Source organism: Arthrobacter rhombi (assembly GCF_039526245.1).
In the GTDB taxonomy this organism is placed as follows: Bacteria; Actinomycetota; Actinomycetes; order Actinomycetales; family Micrococcaceae; genus Arthrobacter_H; species Arthrobacter_H rhombi.
Genome location: NZ_BAAAIV010000005.1, coordinates 179,841 through 197,872, shown reverse-complemented (window position 1 = coordinate 197,872; position 18,032 = coordinate 179,841). Strand labels below are relative to the sequence as shown.

Genomic DNA, 18,032 nt, shown 5'->3' with positions numbered 1-18,032 from the left:
ATGACTTTCCTGGAACACATCGACTCCTGGCCTGTGCCACACGCTGTCGCGGCTGTCATGTCCTCAGACGGCAGCATACTGGCCAGCCATGGCGACATGGGAAGGGCTTTTCCACTCGCGTCGGTGACCAAGCTGCTTACCACCTATGCACTTCTGGTGGCCTTGGAAGAGCAGGCCCTGACTCTGGACCTGCCAGCCGGGCCAGACGGGTCGACAGCGCACCACCTGCTGGCCCATGTCAGCGGCTATGACTTCGCCTCCGAAACCATTCGCGCGGCCCCGGGAACACGGAGAATCTATTCCAATAGCGGTTTCGAGACCCTCGGCCGGACACTGGAGAACGAAACGGGTATCAATTTCTCCGACTATCTGGCCGAGGCAGTTCTTCTCCCGCTGGGCATGGAATCAACGTCCTTGGAGGGTTCCCCAGCCGCTGACGCGGTCTCCACGGCGGACGATCTGGCGCGTTTTGCTGCCGAACTCCAACGGCCGACGTTGATCGCCGCCTCCAGCCTGATCGATGCAACGACTGTGCAGTTCCCTGGAGTGGCTGGTGTTCTCCCCGGCTACGGCCGTCAACAACCCAACGACTGGGGGCTCGGGTTCGAACTGCGTGATGGCAAGTCCCCGCATTGGACCGGCGTTCAAAATTCGCCCCAGACGTTCGGGCATTTCGGTCAATCGGGTACATTCCTCTGGGTCGATCCGCCGGCGGGTTTGGCCTGCGTGGCGCTAACGGACCGGAACTTCGGCCCCTGGGCCGTCGAAGCGTGGACCCCCTTCAACGACGCTGTCCTAGCCGAATTCCAGAGCTAAAACCGCGCGTTGCGGGGCACTTTTTGGCACGTTGGGCAGGTGTAGGAGGACCGTCCCATGAACGCGTCTCGCCGGATTTGCGAAGCCACTCCCCCGTCACCGCACCGAGTACATGGTTGTCCACTTCGTCCGTAGGCATTGAGTGACCGCGAGAAGTATCCAGACGCTCCGTTGACGTTGACATATAGCTGATCGAAACTGGTTCCGCCGGCATCCAATGCGCGGGTCATGATGGCACGCAATGCCTGGACCAGGTGCTCGGTGTCAGATCGTCGCATGGTGTCCGTGGGACGCGCATAATGCATGCGGGCCTGCCATAGGGCTTCGTCAGCGTAGATGTTGCCGACACCCGAAACCAGGTTCTGATCGAGGATTGCCCGCTTGATGCCGGTGCGCCGCGCCCGCAGGCGTCTGTGGAACAGCTCGATGTCGAACGCGGGATCCAGGACGTCACGGGCAATATGCGCCGCAGCTTCCGGAATGCTGGTGAGGATCGACCCGAGGCCACCTGGGGCCCCATCGGAGGTGGAGACCAAGTTCGACAGAAAAAGCCCACCGAAGATCCTTTGGTCGATGAAACGAAGTTCTGCGGGCTTTCCCGAGACGGCTTCCAACTGGAGGGTGACCTTGAGGTGCTTTTCTCGCTCTGCGTCGCTCTCTTCCACCAGCAATTGGCCGCTCATCCCCAAGTGCGCTACGAGCGCCGCGTTCTCGGGGAGACCCGCGAGAGGCATCCAGAGGAATTTTCCCCGACGCACGGCTTCCGTGATGGTCGTCCCGGTGATGGTTTCCTCAAAGTCCGCCGGCCCTCCGACATGGCGTCGAACCGACCGTGGGTCATGAACCTGCGCACTCTCTATGCCCCGACCACAGACCCAGGATTCCAGTCCGCGACGGACCACCTCGACTTCGGGGAGTTCGGGCATTCGTTAAGGATCCGTACTGGTTCCGGCGGAGTCATTCGACGCGGAGGGAACCAGAAGCCGGTAGGAAACCGCAGCAGCTTCCTGTTCCGCTTCTTTCTTCGAGGGCCCCGTACCTGTGCCATACGATGTCTTACCGATGTTCAAGGTCGCTTCGAAGACGCGTGCATGATCTGGTCCTGTGCCGGTGATCGCGTATTCGATATTGCCGAGCTTGCGAGCCGCGGAAATTTCCTGGATAGCCGTCTTCCAGTCGGTGCCGGCGCCGAGATTCTCGACGTCGAGTAACAGTGGGCCGACCAATCTCATGACCAAGGCCTGAGCCGTATCGGGGCCTTCGCTGATGAAGGTGGCACCAATCAGGGCCTCCATGGTGTCGGCCAAAATGGACGATTTGTCCGCACCTTGGGTGAGCCGCTCGCCCTGGCCCAGGAGGATGTGTTGACCGACGTCCAGGCTGCGCGCTATTCCGGCCAATGCCCGGGTGCTCACAACGGCGGAGCGCCGTTTGGCCAGGTCACCTTCCGGCAGATCGGGATAGGTGCGGTAGAGGTGGTCCGTGACGGCATAACCGAGCACCGAATCGCCGAGAAACTCAAGACGTTCGTTGGTGGGTAGACCGCCATGCTCGTAGGCATAGGACCGGTGTGTGAGCGCAAGACGAAGCGTCTCGGGGTCAATGGAGACCCCGAGACGCTTCAAAAGCTCTTCTGTTGAAGGCATCAGACGTTATTAAGCGTCTGCTACCTTGCGCCCCTTGTATTCAAGGAACAGCTCGGTGCCGGCGGAGTCGGTCACGACCTTGGCCTGATGCGGCAGGCTGTAGGTCACGCGGCCGTTCTCAACGGTCTTTACCAGGTTGGGCGCAGTTGCCTTCCACTGGGACCGACGGGCGCGGGTATTCGAGCGGGACATCTTCCGCTTGGGAACAGCCACGGCTAACTCTCTTCTCTCTCGACTGAATCTGTACTCGATGCCGCATTGTCTGCGGCGGTGCCGGTCAACCCCGTAAGGGCAGCCCAGCGGGGATCTAGGATCTCATGGTGGTGGCCAGGTTCGTCCGCAAGGCGGATACCACATTCGACGCAAAGGCCTTCGCAGTCCTCCTGGCACACCGGTTGGAACGGCAGTGCGGTCACCACTGTGTTCCGGAGCACCGGCTCCAGGTCGATGAAATCATCGATGATCTGGTGCTGGTCTACATCCTCCTCCTCGGGCAATTCATTGCCTTCAAAGAAGAACAGCTCCTGTATGTCGGACTCGAGGTCGTACGCGATGGGCTCCAGACACCGGCCACATTCCCCGGTAATACCCGAGAACGCTGTACCGGAAACCAAGATTCCCTCGTGTACGGCCTCGAATCGAAGATCCAGATCTATATTCGATCCCTCTTCGATTCCGATCAGTGCCGCACCCATTTCACGGGGGGCGGGCACGGTCCGTTCAAGAGTCTTCATGGAACCGGGGGGACCCCCAAATTCCTTGGCCGAAAAGACCAACGGCGAGCTGCGATCTATTCCGCGTGACGACGGATGATCTGAACGCTTATCGCTAATGAGTACTCCTGTAGAACAAAGACCGACATTACATCATAGCCTGACGGTTGGCAGGCACCCAAACCGAAACGCCCGGACGCCCCGGTATGCCCGGAGGCGGCAGCCATCAGTAGCCGTCTGGTCGGCCCACATTGGCGTCCGTCGCACGCTACCCACAGCTGCTACATCCTACCCCTCGCGTATGCGCGGCCCGGTTGCACGACATGAGTGGGCGCGTGCCAGGGCGCTGGCCGATGGCCGATTCGCGGGTCCCCTCTGACCATACTCGGCAGAAGGGGAAGAATACGCAGACCATGAGAGCAGGACGTTCTGGCTAGCACCACCGGACATGACGCTCGCGCACTGCACGGACGGGTTACGCCAGTCTCGAACCGGACCGCGACCGGCTCCCATGGCTCGGCTTGCGGATGACAGCCGAAGGCGACCCAGGCGATCGCCTCATTCGAAACCATGCGCGGCACGCCCGGAGACTTCGCACATAAGCATCCTCCCATGTCGCACCGCTATGATGGGTGGGTTATTGGGGGCATAGTCGAAACCGAAAGCGCAGGATTCTCTTTTGAACCCCAATAATTGGTCACCTGATTCTGTCGTCCCGCCTCTGAAACGGCGCCTGAAGAATGTCTTAGCGCCGGTGGCCCGTCAGGCAATGCCCACGGTCGCGCGCATAGCCGGATCCCCACTGACTGGCTCGCCGAAGGACGGGTTCGTTCTCGGATACAGATCCTTGGAACGGGAATTCCCCGAAGCCGATTCGGCGGGGAATGGCACGGGCAACACACCACCAACCAAGGCAGCCATCGAATTAAAGGTCGAGGCGGCTCGTCGGGCCAAGTCCGGATCAGGCTATCTCGACCAGCTGGCCCGTGGAGCTTCACTGGATGCCTCCCTTCTGGGCGGAGTGCGCCAACTCATCAAGAATGGGGACCGCCATCAGGCGGTGGCCATCGGCCATTCCCTGCGCGAACAGCCAGGGACCAGGAATTTGGGCAGTGCCATTCTCGGAGCTTCCCTTTTGGGCAGCTCCGGGCCGGCCAACGCATGGACAGTCTTCGAGGAGATCGCCAACACCTCGGCCTCCGAGCCGGTCGCTGACGAACTCTATGCCGCCGCCTTCGGCGCACTGGGCTCCGACGCTGCCCCCATCCTCAATGCCGATCTGGAATCCGGCCGTGTCCAGCGCTGGGACGCCTCCTCATTGCTTCATGTCGCACAGAAGGCCCTGGCACGAGGACTGGACGGTCAGGCCAGGACGTTGATCGACATCGCCAGGCAGCTCCCCAACTCGGCCAGATCCAACCACATCAACAAGGAACTGACCCGCTTATCCAGCTGGCTTCCCGAGGGCAGCCACCGGGCCGAGATCCCCGTAGTCCCCGGCACTATCAACTACGGCATTATGGGCTACGAACAACCCGACGTGACCTCGCGGAACATCGGTGACTACATCCAGTCCGTAGCCTCGATGGGGCACATCGTGCGCCAACGCAATTTCACCTTCGATGGCGATGCCCATTTGGTGGAGTTCGCCAACGAACTCCGTGCAACCACGAAGACGGAGCGCATGGTGGACGGCCGGTCCGCGCAGCTCAACCTGCTCGAGCTGAATCGGGACGGCAACCCCTATCAGGCCCTGCCGGAAAAAACATGGGCGTTGACGTTCGGCTGGTACATGCATCACACGTTCAACCAGGGCTACGGTATTCCGTTCCACCCGAACCTCCGTCCGGTCCTGCTGTCCGTTTACGTGCGTTACCCGGACATGTTGACCCCCGAGACCGTCGACTACCTGCGCAAGTACGCGCCCGTCGGTTGTCGCGACTGGCAGACTGTCGCGCTTCTTCGGACAGCGGGAATCCCGGCGTTCTTCTCAGGATGCCTGACCACTACGATTGACACGGTCTTCCGCCGGGACGGCGCTGACACACGGGACCAGACCATTTACGTCGACGCCCCGAAGACGGGTCCGGGCGAATCCCGGACGCAGGCGCAAACTGGCATCCGGTCCCTTTCCTTCGTAGAAAACCTCCGCCTGGCGCGGGAGTGGGTCTCGCACTACCACCTCGAATACAACAACGTCGTGACTTCGCGGCTCCATTGCTTCCTGCCGGCCCGTTCCGTGGGCTCCCAGGTGACGTTCTTGCCCAAGAACCGGTCGGACAACCGTTTCGGCGGTCTGATCGACACCACAGATGAAGCCTTCGATCGCATCCGTAACGGCATCCTGGACAAAGCGTCCACCATGCTCCAGACGATTGCCTCGGGCGTCACTGAGGAAGAGGTCTACGCGACCTGGCGCGAGATCTGCGCACCGGCCATGGCCGAGGCGGACGAATACTTGGCATCGGCCAGTCTCCGCGTACTGGAACCTCGCGTTGCGGATTCAATCCTCCAATCTGTGACGGTTGCAGACGAAAGCACGATCGCTACGGGCGCCAACCCCTCGGTGAAGGTGATTATCGATGCCCGCCGCGGCGAATTAAGGCACGTTCCGGCACTGGTTCGCTCGATCGCGGCCCACACGGATTCTCAAGTTGCCATCTGGATAGCCGCCGACGGTTCGACGAGTCAGGAGCGAGCCGAACTGGAATCCGCAGATCTTTCGTTCCCCATCGCGTGGATCACTCCCGACGAATCCGCACTGGCGTCACTGACCGCCGGCCACAAGCGTTCCTCGCGCCACGAAGTGGTACTGGCTTTGGCCGCCGAGGCCGTGCCCGGTAGCGGAAACCTCATCTTCCTTCCGGCATCCGCCCTGGTCAGGTCCGACATAGCCTCCCTAGCCGCCCAGGCACCGTCCGCCGACCACCTCGTCACCGCTGCCAACGACCAGCACCGTGGCCATACAGGGGGCCTAGAACTCTTCCGCCGCGTGGCCAGCCGCCAGGGAAAGAACAACCAGAAGGCTCTTGAACTCGTTTTCGCCACGCACCGGCTCCGTCCAGGAAATTTCGCCACCTTCGACCCCAATGTCATGGTGCTCAATCTCGACCTTGCCAACCAGCGTCAGCTCGGAGCGCACCTCGTTCCCCTGATCCTCGATTACGGAATGAGCTTTCGGGAGGCACTCAATACTGTCGTTGGTCCGGACCGGGACGAACTGAACCGTTCTTGGAACCATGCTCCCGGCTACGCGGTCGACGACGATCCGTTCTTGGTCAACTGGAGGGACACCAGCAAGCCGTGGTCTCAGCTTGCCACTCCTTTCAAGGCCGAGTGGAGCCGCCACTAACAACAACCCGTGCGGCGACCCGGGGAGGCCCAGGGTCGCCGCGGGGATGGCAGCGACCGTTACCACTAAGCTGGTCCAATGCTCCAGCGGAAGAAAGTAGCAGCAGTCCTGCGTCGTGTCCGATCTCGACTGAGCTCGGCGGTCAACGAACCAAGGGTCCGTCGGCGTCTGGCGAAGGAGACGGTACCTCCGGCCATCAGCCCATTCGCCGTCTACTTCGCAGATACCCCCCGGGGTGCCTACCAGTTGGAACAATGGCTTCCGGCCTTGGACCGACTCGCGGCGACCGGAACATCGGTCACGCTCTTGCTCGCCAACGCCGACACTGCCACCCGCCTCCTAGACTCCGGTCGGTTACCGATCGTCCTTTGCACGCAGGCCTCCGCCGTGGAGGATTTTATCGCTGCCCACCAGGTCCAAGTTCTCTTCTACGTCAATAACAATCAGGCGAATTTCACGACGCTGCGCATCAATGGGCCTTACCACGTCCATTTGAGCCACGGCGAAAGCGAGAAGTCTTCCATGGTCTCCAATCAACTCAAGGCCTACGATGTCGCATTCATCGCCGGCCCGGCCTCCAGGGAGCGAATCCTCCACCATGTCCGCCGTATCGATGCATCACATCTGGTGGAAATCGGCCGCCCTCAACTCGATCTCGCACGCTCCGTGGCACGCCCGACGACCGACGTTCCCGTTGTCCTGTACGCCCCCACATGGGAAGGCGACGGCCCAGCCATGGCGTACAGCTCCCTCCGGGAAAACGGACTCGACCTGGTCCGCACCCTGTGCCGGGACCCGCGAGTGCGGCTAGTCTTCCGCCCCCATCCGAAGACCGGGACGTATGCGGCAGAATACGCACATGCGTTGCACGAGGCGCGGCAGCTACTGGGAACATCTTCGAAGTCCCCCCGTGACGGAGTGTCGGCAATTTCGCTAGCCGATGTAGTGGTCACGGATATTTCCGCGATGGCCATGGATTCGGTGGGGCTGGGTAAGCCGACTGTGGTCCTAAGCGCCCCCGCTCCCCCGGAACCGGGAATAGCACATCGCTTGACCGACTTCGTCACGACGTGGCCCTCCATTCCGCCGGATGTCGTCGATCGCATTCTCGAACTGGCACACCGGGGACCTGATGCGCGGCAGCGTAAATTCCGTGACCTCGTTTTCGGCCCGGCCGAGCTCGGCACGGGAACCGAGCGTTTCATCCACGCCTCGCACGAATTACTCAAATCCGTGCGGGACTGACGTCTGGCGGTTAGAGTTGCCGCTATACATCGTCGGCATCCCCGGCTTCCAGACGACATCGACCTCTTGAGGACAATAATGCGGCCACGTCACCGCCCGCCGGTCCTGCCGCGTGGCGACTACTACATGATCACGATGCACATCGCGGATTCCTTCGGCGGCCTCACCGCGGCGATGCTCGAACGCGCACGTGTTTTCGCCGATGTAGCCCAGGTGCCCACCACGGTGGTGACGGTCGATCCCCGTCCCTCGTACGCACCCGTCAAGCAACGACTCATCGACGAAGGCCGTATTAACGCCAGCGTCACCATGGTCAACTTCCACGAAGAACTCCGCGCCCGAACGGGCGATCCGGCGGGCCTCCGGTTGGCCCCCCGGGCAGACGACGCCGCCTCCTGGGAAAACGACGACGACGGGTTCCCCTTCTGCCATACAGAGACCGATCCCGAGTCCGGGTTGGCGACCCACTTGACCTACACACGGCCCGACGGCTCCGCGTACTTGGAGGAATTTCGCCGACATGACTCGTCCGGGAAACGGACCAGCCGCCGGTTCATCCGTCACGACGACTCCGGGACGACTACTTTCCCGGAAGCCGGATCCCTGTATCGGGCTTGGTTCGACGAGATCAAAAACCACGGACCGACTTACCTCATCGTCGACTCCAAGTTCTCCGCAATGCATTTTGGTTCCTACGAGCGGCCCGACACCTACAAATTCCACGTGCTTCACGGATATCATGCGGTGGCCGCTGGCCACCCCTTGACTGGACCACTGACACCTCAACGCCGACCGTTCCTGACAACGCAGGAACGCTGGGACGGCGTGGTGACCCTGACTCATCGGAACCGGAAGGACCTCGAAGAGCGTTTCGGCCCGGCAGACAACCGGTTCGTCGTCACTAACATCGTCCCGCGCAGCCCGAAGTACCCTCCGTTTTCCCTGCGCTCGAGAACGCGTGGTGTGATGGTCGCGCGTCTGGCTCCTGTAAAGAACATTCCGGCAGCGATGCGCATCATCAAATTGGCGCACCAAGAAGACCCGCGCGTCACGCTCGACATCTACGGCGGAGGCCCGGATGCCGAAGAGCTCGCAGCATTGCGTACTGCGATGGGTCTGGACGGTGTGGTCACCTTCCACGGCCCCACACCCCAGGCTGCCCGTCATTTCGACACGGCGGCATTCACCTTGCTGACTAGCCACAGCGAAATGCAGCCCCTGGTTCTCATGGAGGCCATGGGCCGCGGTTGCCCGGCCGTCGCCCTCGACATCAGGTATGGGCCCCAAGACCTCATCCAGCATGCGGTCACCGGATTCCTGGTCCCCAAATCCTCAGAGAAATGGGCCGCCCAATCAGTGCTTCGAGCCATGAAGCACGGACTGCGCGCCCGTCTGGTTTCCCGCATGGCTTGGCGCCGCAGCAAGGATTTCGGAGTTGACGCCGCTTTGCACCAGTGGGCAAGCGCCTTCGACATTGCACGGCGGCAGCGGTCTACCCGGGTACTGTTCGACAACCTTCGCCCCCGCGAGGCAATCCCCACGGGAGAGGACGAGAGCGCTTCCTTGCGCGTCCCCGTCGACGTTGTGCTCTCCCAAGGCAGGCTCGCAGACCTGAAATTCGATCTCGTCTGGGTCGATCGTCAGTCCGGCAGTATTTTCCTCTCCCCAGGCCTGTTGGACGACGGCGTGGTCACCGTGGCCAATCCGCTGCCCGCGGCCACCCTGGCACGGGGCAGCACCGAACCCCTCGATGCCTATCTGCAGGTCTCGGGACACAACGTGGCCCGCCGACTCCGGATCCCCGTATCGGACAAGTCATCGCCTTGGCGCCATGAAGGGCGGGTCAGTTACCGCACCGTCAAAGGCTTCCTCAGCTTCAAGACCATGTAGCGGACCACGCGACGCGAATTATTCACCCGACCCGATCCCCGAGGAATCTCCACCTTTGTCTCCGATCACTTCCCCTCTCTCAGCAGCACAGACTCACATTCGGCTCCGGTTGAAGGTCGTCATTGCCTTGGTCATCGTCGTGGTGGTGCTGGCTGCAACCCTCCTAGTAGCCATCGAGCACAGCGGCAAGGGCTCCTGGGGGTGGATCCTCGGCCTTTCGTGGGTCGCCGTCGTCGTGCTCTTCCTGTTCATCCCGAACCGCAATTTCCGCCCGGGATTGGCCAAGTACACTCCGGTCCGCGCGGGCATGTTGGCTTCCACCGGGTTGTTGGCTGCCTCGACGGCGCCAAGCACCCTCGAATCCGTCTTCACCACCTTGGCAGTAGTCCTCGGCGCCGGGATGATCGTCGGGGAACGCGTCTTGCGCAGCTTCGGGCTCGGCGGAGGACACGCGATCCTCCAACTGCCCGGAACGGGTCCGGTACCCCGCGTTCTACCGCTGACACAGACGATCGTCTACCTCCAGCTGCTATTCCTCGGATATGGGGTGTTGGTCGCCGCCTTGGACCTCTCCGCTGTGGGCTGGTTCGTTCTCGGCGCCTGCATCGCCGTCGTCATGTTGGTCCGGGCCACGAGCGTCTTCCTTCGGCGACGCTACAACGGCAGGGTCGAACGCACGGTGGCCTCACTCATCGCCGACTATGCGCCGGAATTCGCTATCTACACGGCTCGTCCTGATGACGCCTCCTACCAGGTGGCCATGTGGTTGCCCTATCTTGAGCGCACGGGCAAGAAGTTCATCGTCGTCACGCGCTCCGAGGGACCCGCGCACGCGCTGACCCGGCTCACCGATGCCCCGGTCATCCTGCGGAAGCGACTCGGCGACCTCGACGATCTGATCGTGCCCTCACTGAGCACCATCTTCTACGTCAACGCGTCATCCGGGAACGGGGCCATGGTGCGCTACAGCCAGTTCACCCACGTATACCTCGGCCACGGCGATTCCGATAAGGCACCGTCCTATAACCCGACGCATGCCATGTACGACCAGATCTACGCCGCAGGCGCCGCGGCAACCCGCCGTTACGCCGCCCACGGAGTCGTCATGGACCCGGCAAAGTTCACCATCGTCGGGCGCCCGCAACTCGAGGTCCTCGAGCCGGCCCCGGCCGCGATGCCGGCGAGCCCCACCGTGTTGTATGCCCCGACATGGCGCGGCCACGTCGAGGAGACGTTTCTACATTCCATCCCCTCAGCCGCCGCCATCGTCTCGGCATTGCTGCAGCGCGGGGTCCGCGTCATCTTCCGGCCACATCCGTTCAGTTACCACTTCGAAGAGGATGCGGCAATCATCGGGAATGTCCACGATCTCCTTCGTCAGGATGAAGCCCGGACCGGCACCGCGCATGTCTTCGGCCAAGCCGCCGAACAAGACCTGGACATCATCGGATGCATGAATGCGTCCGACGCGATGGTCTCCGATGTCTCCAGTGTGGTCTCCGACTATCTCTACTCTTGCAAGCCCTTGGCCATGGTCGTCGTCAATACGCCCATGGAATCCTTTTGCGATGAATATCCGATTGCCCGCGCTGCCTACCTGCTCGAATCCGATGTCCGGAACGTGGACACCGTCCTGGATGCAATGTTGGGTGACGACCCCCTGCGCCCGCGCCGGTCTGAGCTGCGCGAGGACTACCTCGGCAACTTCCCCGAAGAGGACTATGCCTCCGCTTTCATCGACGCGGCCCGCCACACCATCGAACATCGCCACGTGGCGGAGCCAGTGGAGGCCCCAGATACCACCGAGGACGCCATTGCAGACTCGGGCGTGGAAGTCGACCCCGATGAAAGTATCGATGACGCGGACTCGACGGCTCCGGTGCCGGACAACGCCAAGCGGATGCGCGCACGCCGTCTGGCGCGCAAACGCGTGCGCCGCGTGCGAAATAAGGCCCTGCGCATGGCCAGGTACTTTCTGCCAGATATCTTCGCCGCGCTGGCATTGGGAGCCGCCGCCGTCCGCGGCGTGGACAGCTACGCGTTCCTTGTTCCAGCACTGTTGGCCCTCACCATTTTCATCTACCTGCACCGGCGCGGTTTCCGCAGGCAAGGGGAAATGAACCGCGCTCTGGGTTCCATGGCGATCGCGCGCAGTCTCATCGCCGTGACGTTGTTGGCTGGGCTGGCCGTGATGGGGCATGGCTGGGCATCGATCGTGGGTCCCGGGCTGGCATTCCTCGCTATAAGCATCGAGGGTCAGGCCGTTGCCACGTGGCGGGCCGCCGGTTTGCAGTCCCGCAACCTTCCCGGGACTGAAAAGGCCAAACCACTGCCCTTCGCCCGAGGCTGGGCCGGCATGGCGTCGGCCCTGAGCCTCGTAGCCATGTGTCTGGGCGCGGTGCTGTTGCCGGAGTCCGGCATCCTGCAATTGCTTTTCGGGGCGGCTTCCCTAGCCATGACCGGATACGTACTGGTCCGTGGCATCCAGCGCCGGTACGTGAACTTGCTCCTGGATGCCCAGCTCCCCCGGTTGTTGGAACAAGTGGCTCCCAGGTTTTGCGTGTACTTCGGCTCCACGGTGGGCGTCTCCTACCAGCTCGGCATGTGGGTCCCCTATCTGGACCGCATCGGAGAACCGTATATCGTAGTCACCCGCGATCTGAAGATGATGCGCGCCGCGGCCAAGGTCACCGATGCCCCAGTCATCTACCGCCGCACGCTCGGCTCGCTCGAGGACGTCCTGGTCCCCGGGCTCACCACGGCTTTCTACGTGAACAACGCGGTGAAGAACACCCACCTCATCGAGCGACGTGAACTCGCGCATGTCTGGTTGAACCACGGTGACTCGGAGAAGGCCGCGTGCTACAACCCGGTCCACGGAATCTACGACACAATCTTCGCGGCCGGGCAGGCCGGCATCGACAGGTATGCCCGACACGGTGTCACCATCCCCCGGGAAAAGTTCGAGATCGTCGGTCGGCCCCAGGTAGAAGGAATCTTGCGTCGGCAGGACCACGAGGGGGTGCAGACGGTGTTGTACGCTCCAACGTGGCGAGGACCGTATGCCGACACCGCCGTCTATTCACTGCCCATGGGCGTAGATATCGTCCAGTCCCTGCTGGCCCGGGGGTGTACCGTCATCTTCCGCGCCCACCCCTTCAATTACCGCTATCCGGACGCCCGGGCCATGATGCGACGCATCCGCGCAATCTTGCGCCAGGATGCCGAGGTGACCGGGCGCAACCATATGTATGGTGCGGCCGCCGAACAAGACATGGGATTCGTGGAGTGCTTCAACGTCTCCGACGCCATGATCTCCGACGTTTCGGCCATGGTGTCTGATTTCCTGCAATCCACGAAACCGTTTGCCGTGGTGGCAGCCAACACCACGGATGAACACCTACACGCCGACATGCCCGCCACCAAAAGCGGCTATGTCTTGCACGGGGACCTGGACAACCTCGACGCCGTCCTCGACGATCTCCTAATCCGGGACCCGTTGGCTGCCCAACGGGAACAAGTACGCGAGTACTACCTCAGTGATTTTCCGCCCGGATCCTACGCCGACGGTTTCATCGATGCCGCTCGAGCCCATATCCACCGCGACCTGGTCGGGGAGATCCCATGAGGACAGTCAAGGCGGCTCTGCAGGTCTCCCTCGCCCACGCGCTACTGAGTTTAGCCCTCGCCGCGGCTCTGACAAGTGCCGCCATCGCTGCTGGCGGCAGGGTCGGCACCGAAGTTCTGCTGGGCGTCGGCATCCTGCTCGCTGTGTTTCCCTGGCCCGGGCTAAACGTGCTGGCCGCATATCCCGGCCGCCCCGCATCACGCGGGTTGGGCCTACCCGTCCACGGCGATGAATCGCGCGCCATGCGCGCCGCCACAGTGGGCACGACGATCCTCGTCCTGGCGTGTGTCTGCGTCGTCCTTCTCGACGGCGCGGTATGGTTGCGTGCGGTCCTCGTCGTCGCCGCCGTGGTCATTGCCGGCGCGGCAACCGCCCGTCTCCTGCGTGCATTCTGCACGATGCGCCGCCAGCGGGCCGCCCAGAGGCGGGCCATCCTAGATTTCGCCCCCGAAATAGTGCTTTACACCGGGCGAACGGAGGGCGGCGCCTACCAGATCAGGCAATGGCTTCCCTTGTTGCAAACCGTCACTCCCAAGGTGATGGTAGTCGTACGGCACCCCACCGCAATCGAGAACCTGGCGACTGAACTTCCCGGCGGTATCCCCATCGTGTGCAGCCGGGAGAACAAGGATTTGGATCAGGTGATGGTCCCCAGCGTCCACACTGTGTTCTACGTCAATTCGGTGACCAGCAACGCAAATCTCGTCAGCTACCGCAACGTCCGCCACGTCTACCTCGGCCACGGGGATTCCGACAAGGAAATTTCCGCCCATCCCGCCCACCGCATGTATGACGTGATCTTCGTCGCTGGGCAGGCGGCCATCGACAGGTACCGGGCCCACAAGGTATGGCTCGACGACGGACAGGCCCGCGTCATCGGCCGCCCACAACTCGATGGCGTCCTGCCGGTATCCGGCACCCGCTCCGCCCCCCGGACGGTACTCTATGCACCGACGTGGTCCGGCTATAACGAGGCGAGTTCCCTTAGCTCGCTGGCCTACGCCGGTCCCTTTATTTCCGACCTCACCTCACGCGGCATCCGGGTCATCTTCCGCCCCCATCCTTTCAGCCGGACCGGAGGGCCCGACGCCGGTTATGTGTCAGCCATCGACCACCTGCTGGCGATCGACAGTGGACAGCATCTTCTGTCGGAAGCTGCTGGCGCGGCCTCTCTTGTCGACCTGTTCAACGACTCGGATGCCATGGTCGCCGACATCTCCAGCCTCCTAGTCGATTACCTCGCCACCCTGAAGCCGATTGCAACCTTGGTTCGCGGTCCCCTGCCCTCCAGGTCGCTGTACCCATCGATCGAGCACGCCTACCTTCCCAGCAGCATCGCGGCGGAAGCCTGGAGCCAGTTCCTGTCCAGCGACCCGCTGCGGGAGCGCCGCGAGCGGGCGGCCGCCTATTATCTAGGCGGCACTTCTGCCGAAATGTTCCGGCAAGCCGTCTTGTCCTTGGGCTCGCCTACGGGACCGCCCACATAGCAGGTTGGGCCCCTACTCCACTCCTCTGCACATCCCCGATACGCCCAGAACTGCAGGTACTATCAGCCATGAGCCAACTTTCCGTGGCCAACCTCCGAATCCACCGCGGCCGGCTCCTAGCCCGTTTGGGCAAGTGGCCCGAAGCCGAACGCCAATTTGAACTCGCCGTGGCCTCGTCGGCCACGCCATCCGCCTTGTATCTCTTGGGCCATGCCCAATTCAAGTGTGAGAGGTTCTCGCAGGCGCTCGAGAACACAGAACAGGCCGTGGCACTGCAAGACGACAAACCCCAGTGGCTGATCCGCTTGGGCGCACTCTACGAGCGTGCCGGCCGTCATGGGGATGCCGCTACCGCCTACGCTCGGGCACTGGAATCGGCGCCGGAGAATCCCCAGTGGCGGGCTCGTCTCCAGCGGGCGCAAGCCAAGGCAGCCGCCACCGCGGCAAAGCAATCCAAGGCCGCGGCTCCTGCCGATCGCACGACCGGACCACGCGCCGTCGAGTCTGCGCACATCGTCGTCAAGACGGCACTGGCCGCAAATGTCCCAGCGGTCCGCCTTGATGTGCTCTCCCGCGAGGCAAGCAGGCATCCGGACGACCCCGTCCTCCATTTCCAGCTGGCACTCGCGCAGCTGTCCGCCGGGCAGCCGGAGGAAGCGGCGGCCAGCCTGGCCCGGGCACGGGAGCTAGATCCCGACGATGTGGGTCTTGTGTTCCACCATGCCTGGGCGCTCAGGGAGGCCGGAAATGACCGTGAAGCGGCGTCCCAGATGGCCGAGGCCGTCCGGCGCTCGCCAGACGCTGCCGTGGCCAAGGTCGGCGCCGGCGCCTACTTCCAACAGAACGGACTCTGGGAGCAGGCCGCCGGATTCTATGAAGACACCCTGGCCAGCGGGAAAACCCCGTCTGACGTCGAATACCGGGCGGGGCTTGCCCGTGAGCGGGAGTATGCCTGGGACGCGGCCACACGCCACTACTACCGTGCCCTCATCGCCGAACCGGAATCCGTCGGCCGGCACCTGCGCCTGGGATTCGCTCGGGAGCGTTCCGGCGACGTGGCCGGTGCGGCCGATGCCTATGCAGCTGCATTGCGGCTGGATCCCGAGACCGCCCCGAAGTGGCGAAGTCGGCTGGGATCCTGCTTGCATGCACTCCGCCGCGATCAGGAAGCCGTCGCCGTTCTGCGGGACCTACGACCCAACGACCCGTCCCAGCAGTGGACCTCCCGTGACCGGCATCCGATCCCGGAGTACGAAGCAACGCTGCATCGCGCCAGTCTGGAACATGCCGTCGTCGCGCATGATGTGAAGGCCCTGTCCGCACGTGGTCTCGCCCTGATGGAACACGGGTTGACCAGCGAAGGCGTTCGCGCGCTCGAGGCCGTGGTTCGCCAGGATGCGGCGCAAGACGGATTGAACCATTTCCGTCTCGCCATGGCCCGGTTGGCCGCCGGCGATGAACCGAGAGCCATCGCATCCTTTCTGGACGTCGAGCGGTTCCATCGACCGGTGGACTTCGGTAAGCACACCTATTTCGACAAGCCGTGGCAGGCCCAGGCGATGGAGTACGTCGAATACCGTGAGGCCTACCCGCTGGATGAGGACCTGGTCGTGTTCGAGAGCTACCAAGGCAGCAAGATCGACTGCAATCCTGCGGCGATCTACCGGGCTCTGCGCGAGGACCCCACCTACGACAACCTGCGGTTTGCCTGGGTGGTGAACGGCCGCTGCCAGGTCCCCGACGACGTGGCCCAGGATCCCCGGGTTAGCCTCGTGCGTCGTGGCTCTGCTCTATACCGGCGGTGCCTGGGGACCGCGGGTTTCCTGGTATCGAATGTCACGTTCCAGAACTGCTTCGTGCGGCGGCCCGGTCAGAAGTACCTCAACACCTGGCACGGGACCCCGCTGAAAAGCATGGGCAAGGACATCACCTCGGGATTCATGCAGCACGGCAACGTCAGCCGCAACCTCTTGCAAGCCACCCATGTGCTAGCTCCGAACGAGCACACCCAGGACAGCCTGATCAGCCGCTACGAGGTGGAAGGGCTCTTCACCGGAAGCGTGGGACGCCTGGGCAGCCCCCGCATCGACCGGATGCTTCGCGTCGGCGCCACGGAACGGGCCAGGATCCTGGCCAGCCTCGGCCTCGACGACGACGGACGACAGATCGTCTTCTACGCCCCAACCTGGCGGGGCACCACCGGCGAAAAGCACTTCAACCGGAACCAGCTGATCACGGATCTCAGCGCGCTCGGATCCCTGGATGCCCACGTCATCTTCCGGGCCCACCACCTCGCCGAGCGGGTCTTGGGCGAGGTCGCGATCGAGGGCGTCACAGTTGTTCCTGCCGGTCTGGACACGTACGACGTCCTCGGAGTGACCGATGTCCTGGTGACCGACTACTCGAGCATCTTCTTCGACTTCTTGGGAGCGGGCAAGCCGATTCTCTTCTACGCTTACGATCTGGAGGAGTACCTTGCCGAAAGGGGCCTCTACTTCGACCTGGAAGACATGCCCGGCGAGGTTGCCCACACCATCGACGAACTCACGGCAGGTGTGGGTCGGGCTTTGTCCCACGGAATCGCCGATCCCGAAGGACATGACCAGGCCCGACGCGCGTTCGCGCCGTTCGAGGACGGCCAGGCGACCCTTCGGGCCATCGATTTCTTCTTCGGCGAGTCCACCGAATACCGAGTCGAGGTCCAACGGGACCCCGAGGCACCGGTGTTGTTCCGGCATGATTTCGCGCCGGGTGCCGCCACCGAGGAGCTGCTGTCCCGCGCGGAGGAATTGTGTGCCGCGGGTCGGCGCGTTGCGGTGCTCTTCGACCGGTGGGCCCTGGCCAACCACCCCGAACGTCTTGAGCAGTTGGGGAGGTTGCCGGATGAGGTCCAACGCCTGGTCCGGGCCGGTCCGCATGTGGTCTCGCTGGAGGAACGCTGGAACATCAACCAGTTCAACCGCAGCCAACGCTTCTCGGGCCCCGAGCAAGAAGCGATCTACCGGCGGGCCCACCGCCGCGACGTCCACCGCGCACTCGGCGACGCCGTCTTCTCCGCCGTTGTGCAGGTCTCCGACGCCGAGCCAGTCGGAGTGGCCCTCCTCGGCTCCACGCAGGAGGAGGCTGGCCGACGGATCCTCGTCAGCGCGGCTACGGCTGCCGCCGGGCCGAAAGCGCCCGTCACGGCACCCGTGGGCTGGTGCGACGCCGTGGTCCCCAGACTCGCGGACCTGGACTTGTCCACCGTCTAGGCTG

The 18,032-nt window shown here is 63.1% G+C and carries 11 protein-coding genes; 7 read left to right on the top strand and 4 right to left on the bottom strand.

Features of this window, described 5'->3' with window-relative positions; translation table 11 throughout:
* A complete protein-coding gene (locus ABD088_RS05425) occupies nucleotides 1-816 on the top strand; it encodes a serine hydrolase domain-containing protein (RefSeq protein ID WP_343900615.1) in 816 nt (271 codons plus the stop codon).
* Here the strand turns inward: ABD088_RS05425 and mutM are convergent.
* The 4 genes from mutM to ABD088_RS05405 are packed head-to-tail and all read right to left on the bottom strand — an operon-like array spanning nucleotide 813 to nucleotide 3,196.
* Nucleotides 813-1,742, bottom strand: coding sequence for a bifunctional DNA-formamidopyrimidine glycosylase/DNA-(apurinic or apyrimidinic site) lyase (gene mutM, locus ABD088_RS05420; protein WP_343900614.1), 930 nt, complete (start codon nucleotides 1,740-1,742; stop codon nucleotides 813-815). The genes ABD088_RS05425 and mutM overlap by 4 nt on opposite strands.
* Before the next feature lie 3 nt (nucleotides 1,743-1,745).
* Complete coding sequence (gene rnc, locus ABD088_RS05415) at nucleotides 1,746-2,462, bottom strand: ribonuclease III (protein ID WP_343900613.1); 717 nt, start codon at nucleotides 2,460-2,462, stop codon at nucleotides 1,746-1,748.
* 9 nt (nucleotides 2,463-2,471) lie between these two features.
* The gene (rpmF, locus tag ABD088_RS05410) at nucleotides 2,472-2,675 is read right to left on the bottom strand and encodes a 50S ribosomal protein L32 (RefSeq protein WP_343900611.1); all 204 of its coding nucleotides are present in this window, start codon (nucleotides 2,673-2,675) and stop codon (nucleotides 2,472-2,474) included.
* A 2-nt stretch (nucleotides 2,676-2,677) separates the two neighbouring features.
* On the bottom strand, nucleotides 2,678-3,196 hold the full coding sequence (locus tag ABD088_RS05405) for a YceD family protein (RefSeq protein ID WP_343900609.1): 519 nt from the start codon (nucleotides 3,194-3,196) through the stop codon (nucleotides 2,678-2,680).
* 826 nt (nucleotides 3,197-4,022) lie between these two features.
* Here ABD088_RS05405 and ABD088_RS05400 point away from each other — a divergent pair.
* The 6 genes from ABD088_RS05400 (at nucleotide 4,023) to ABD088_RS05375 (ending at nucleotide 18,028) form a co-directional block, all read left to right on the top strand.
* Nucleotides 4,023-6,527 carry a glycosyltransferase family protein gene (locus ABD088_RS05400; protein WP_343900607.1) on the top strand — a complete coding sequence of 835 codons (2,505 nt, stop codon included), beginning with the start codon at nucleotides 4,023-4,025 and terminating at the stop codon, nucleotides 6,525-6,527.
* A gap of 387 nt (nucleotides 6,528-6,914) precedes the next feature.
* Nucleotides 6,915-7,772 (top strand): CDP-glycerol glycerophosphotransferase family protein, encoded by an 858-nt coding sequence (locus ABD088_RS05395; RefSeq protein WP_343900606.1) that lies wholly within the window; start codon nucleotides 6,915-6,917, stop codon nucleotides 7,770-7,772.
* Nucleotides 7,773-7,850: 78 nt separating this feature from the next.
* Nucleotides 7,851-9,662 carry a glycosyltransferase gene (locus ABD088_RS05390; protein ID WP_343900604.1) on the top strand — a complete coding sequence of 604 codons (1,812 nt, stop codon included), beginning with the start codon at nucleotides 7,851-7,853 and terminating at the stop codon, nucleotides 9,660-9,662.
* 109 nt (nucleotides 9,663-9,771) lie between these two features.
* The gene (locus ABD088_RS05385; RefSeq protein WP_343900603.1) at nucleotides 9,772-13,290 is read left to right on the top strand and encodes a CDP-glycerol glycerophosphotransferase family protein; all 3,519 of its coding nucleotides are present in this window, start codon (nucleotides 9,772-9,774) and stop codon (nucleotides 13,288-13,290) included.
* Nucleotides 13,287-14,777, top strand: coding sequence for a CDP-glycerol glycerophosphotransferase family protein (locus ABD088_RS05380; protein WP_343900602.1), 1,491 nt, complete (start codon nucleotides 13,287-13,289; stop codon nucleotides 14,775-14,777). The genes ABD088_RS05385 and ABD088_RS05380 overlap by 4 nt, the downstream gene beginning before the upstream one ends.
* Before the next feature lie 68 nt (nucleotides 14,778-14,845).
* Complete coding sequence (locus tag ABD088_RS05375; protein ID WP_343900600.1) at nucleotides 14,846-18,028, top strand: CDP-glycerol glycerophosphotransferase family protein; 3,183 nt, start codon at nucleotides 14,846-14,848, stop codon at nucleotides 18,026-18,028.
* Nucleotides 18,029-18,032 lie beyond the last annotated feature (4 nt).

Coding starts and splice junctions, on each gene's coding strand:
- ABD088_RS05425 (WP_343900615.1), top strand. CDS start 1: ATGACTTTCCTGGAACACATCGACTCCTGGCCTGTGCCACACGCTGTC.
- mutM (WP_343900614.1), bottom strand. CDS start 1,742: ATGCCCGAACTCCCCGAAGTCGAGGTGGTCCGTCGCGGACTGGAATCC.
- rnc (WP_343900613.1), bottom strand. CDS start 2,462: ATGCCTTCAACAGAAGAGCTTTTGAAGCGTCTCGGGGTCTCCATTGAC.
- ABD088_RS05405 (WP_343900609.1), bottom strand. CDS start 3,196: ATGAAGACTCTTGAACGGACCGTGCCCGCCCCCCGTGAAATGGGTGCG.
- ABD088_RS05390 (WP_343900604.1), top strand. CDS start 7,851: ATGCGGCCACGTCACCGCCCGCCGGTCCTGCCGCGTGGCGACTACTAC.
- ABD088_RS05380 (WP_343900602.1), top strand. CDS start 13,287: ATGAGGACAGTCAAGGCGGCTCTGCAGGTCTCCCTCGCCCACGCGCTA.
- ABD088_RS05375 (WP_343900600.1), top strand. CDS start 14,846: ATGAGCCAACTTTCCGTGGCCAACCTCCGAATCCACCGCGGCCGGCTC.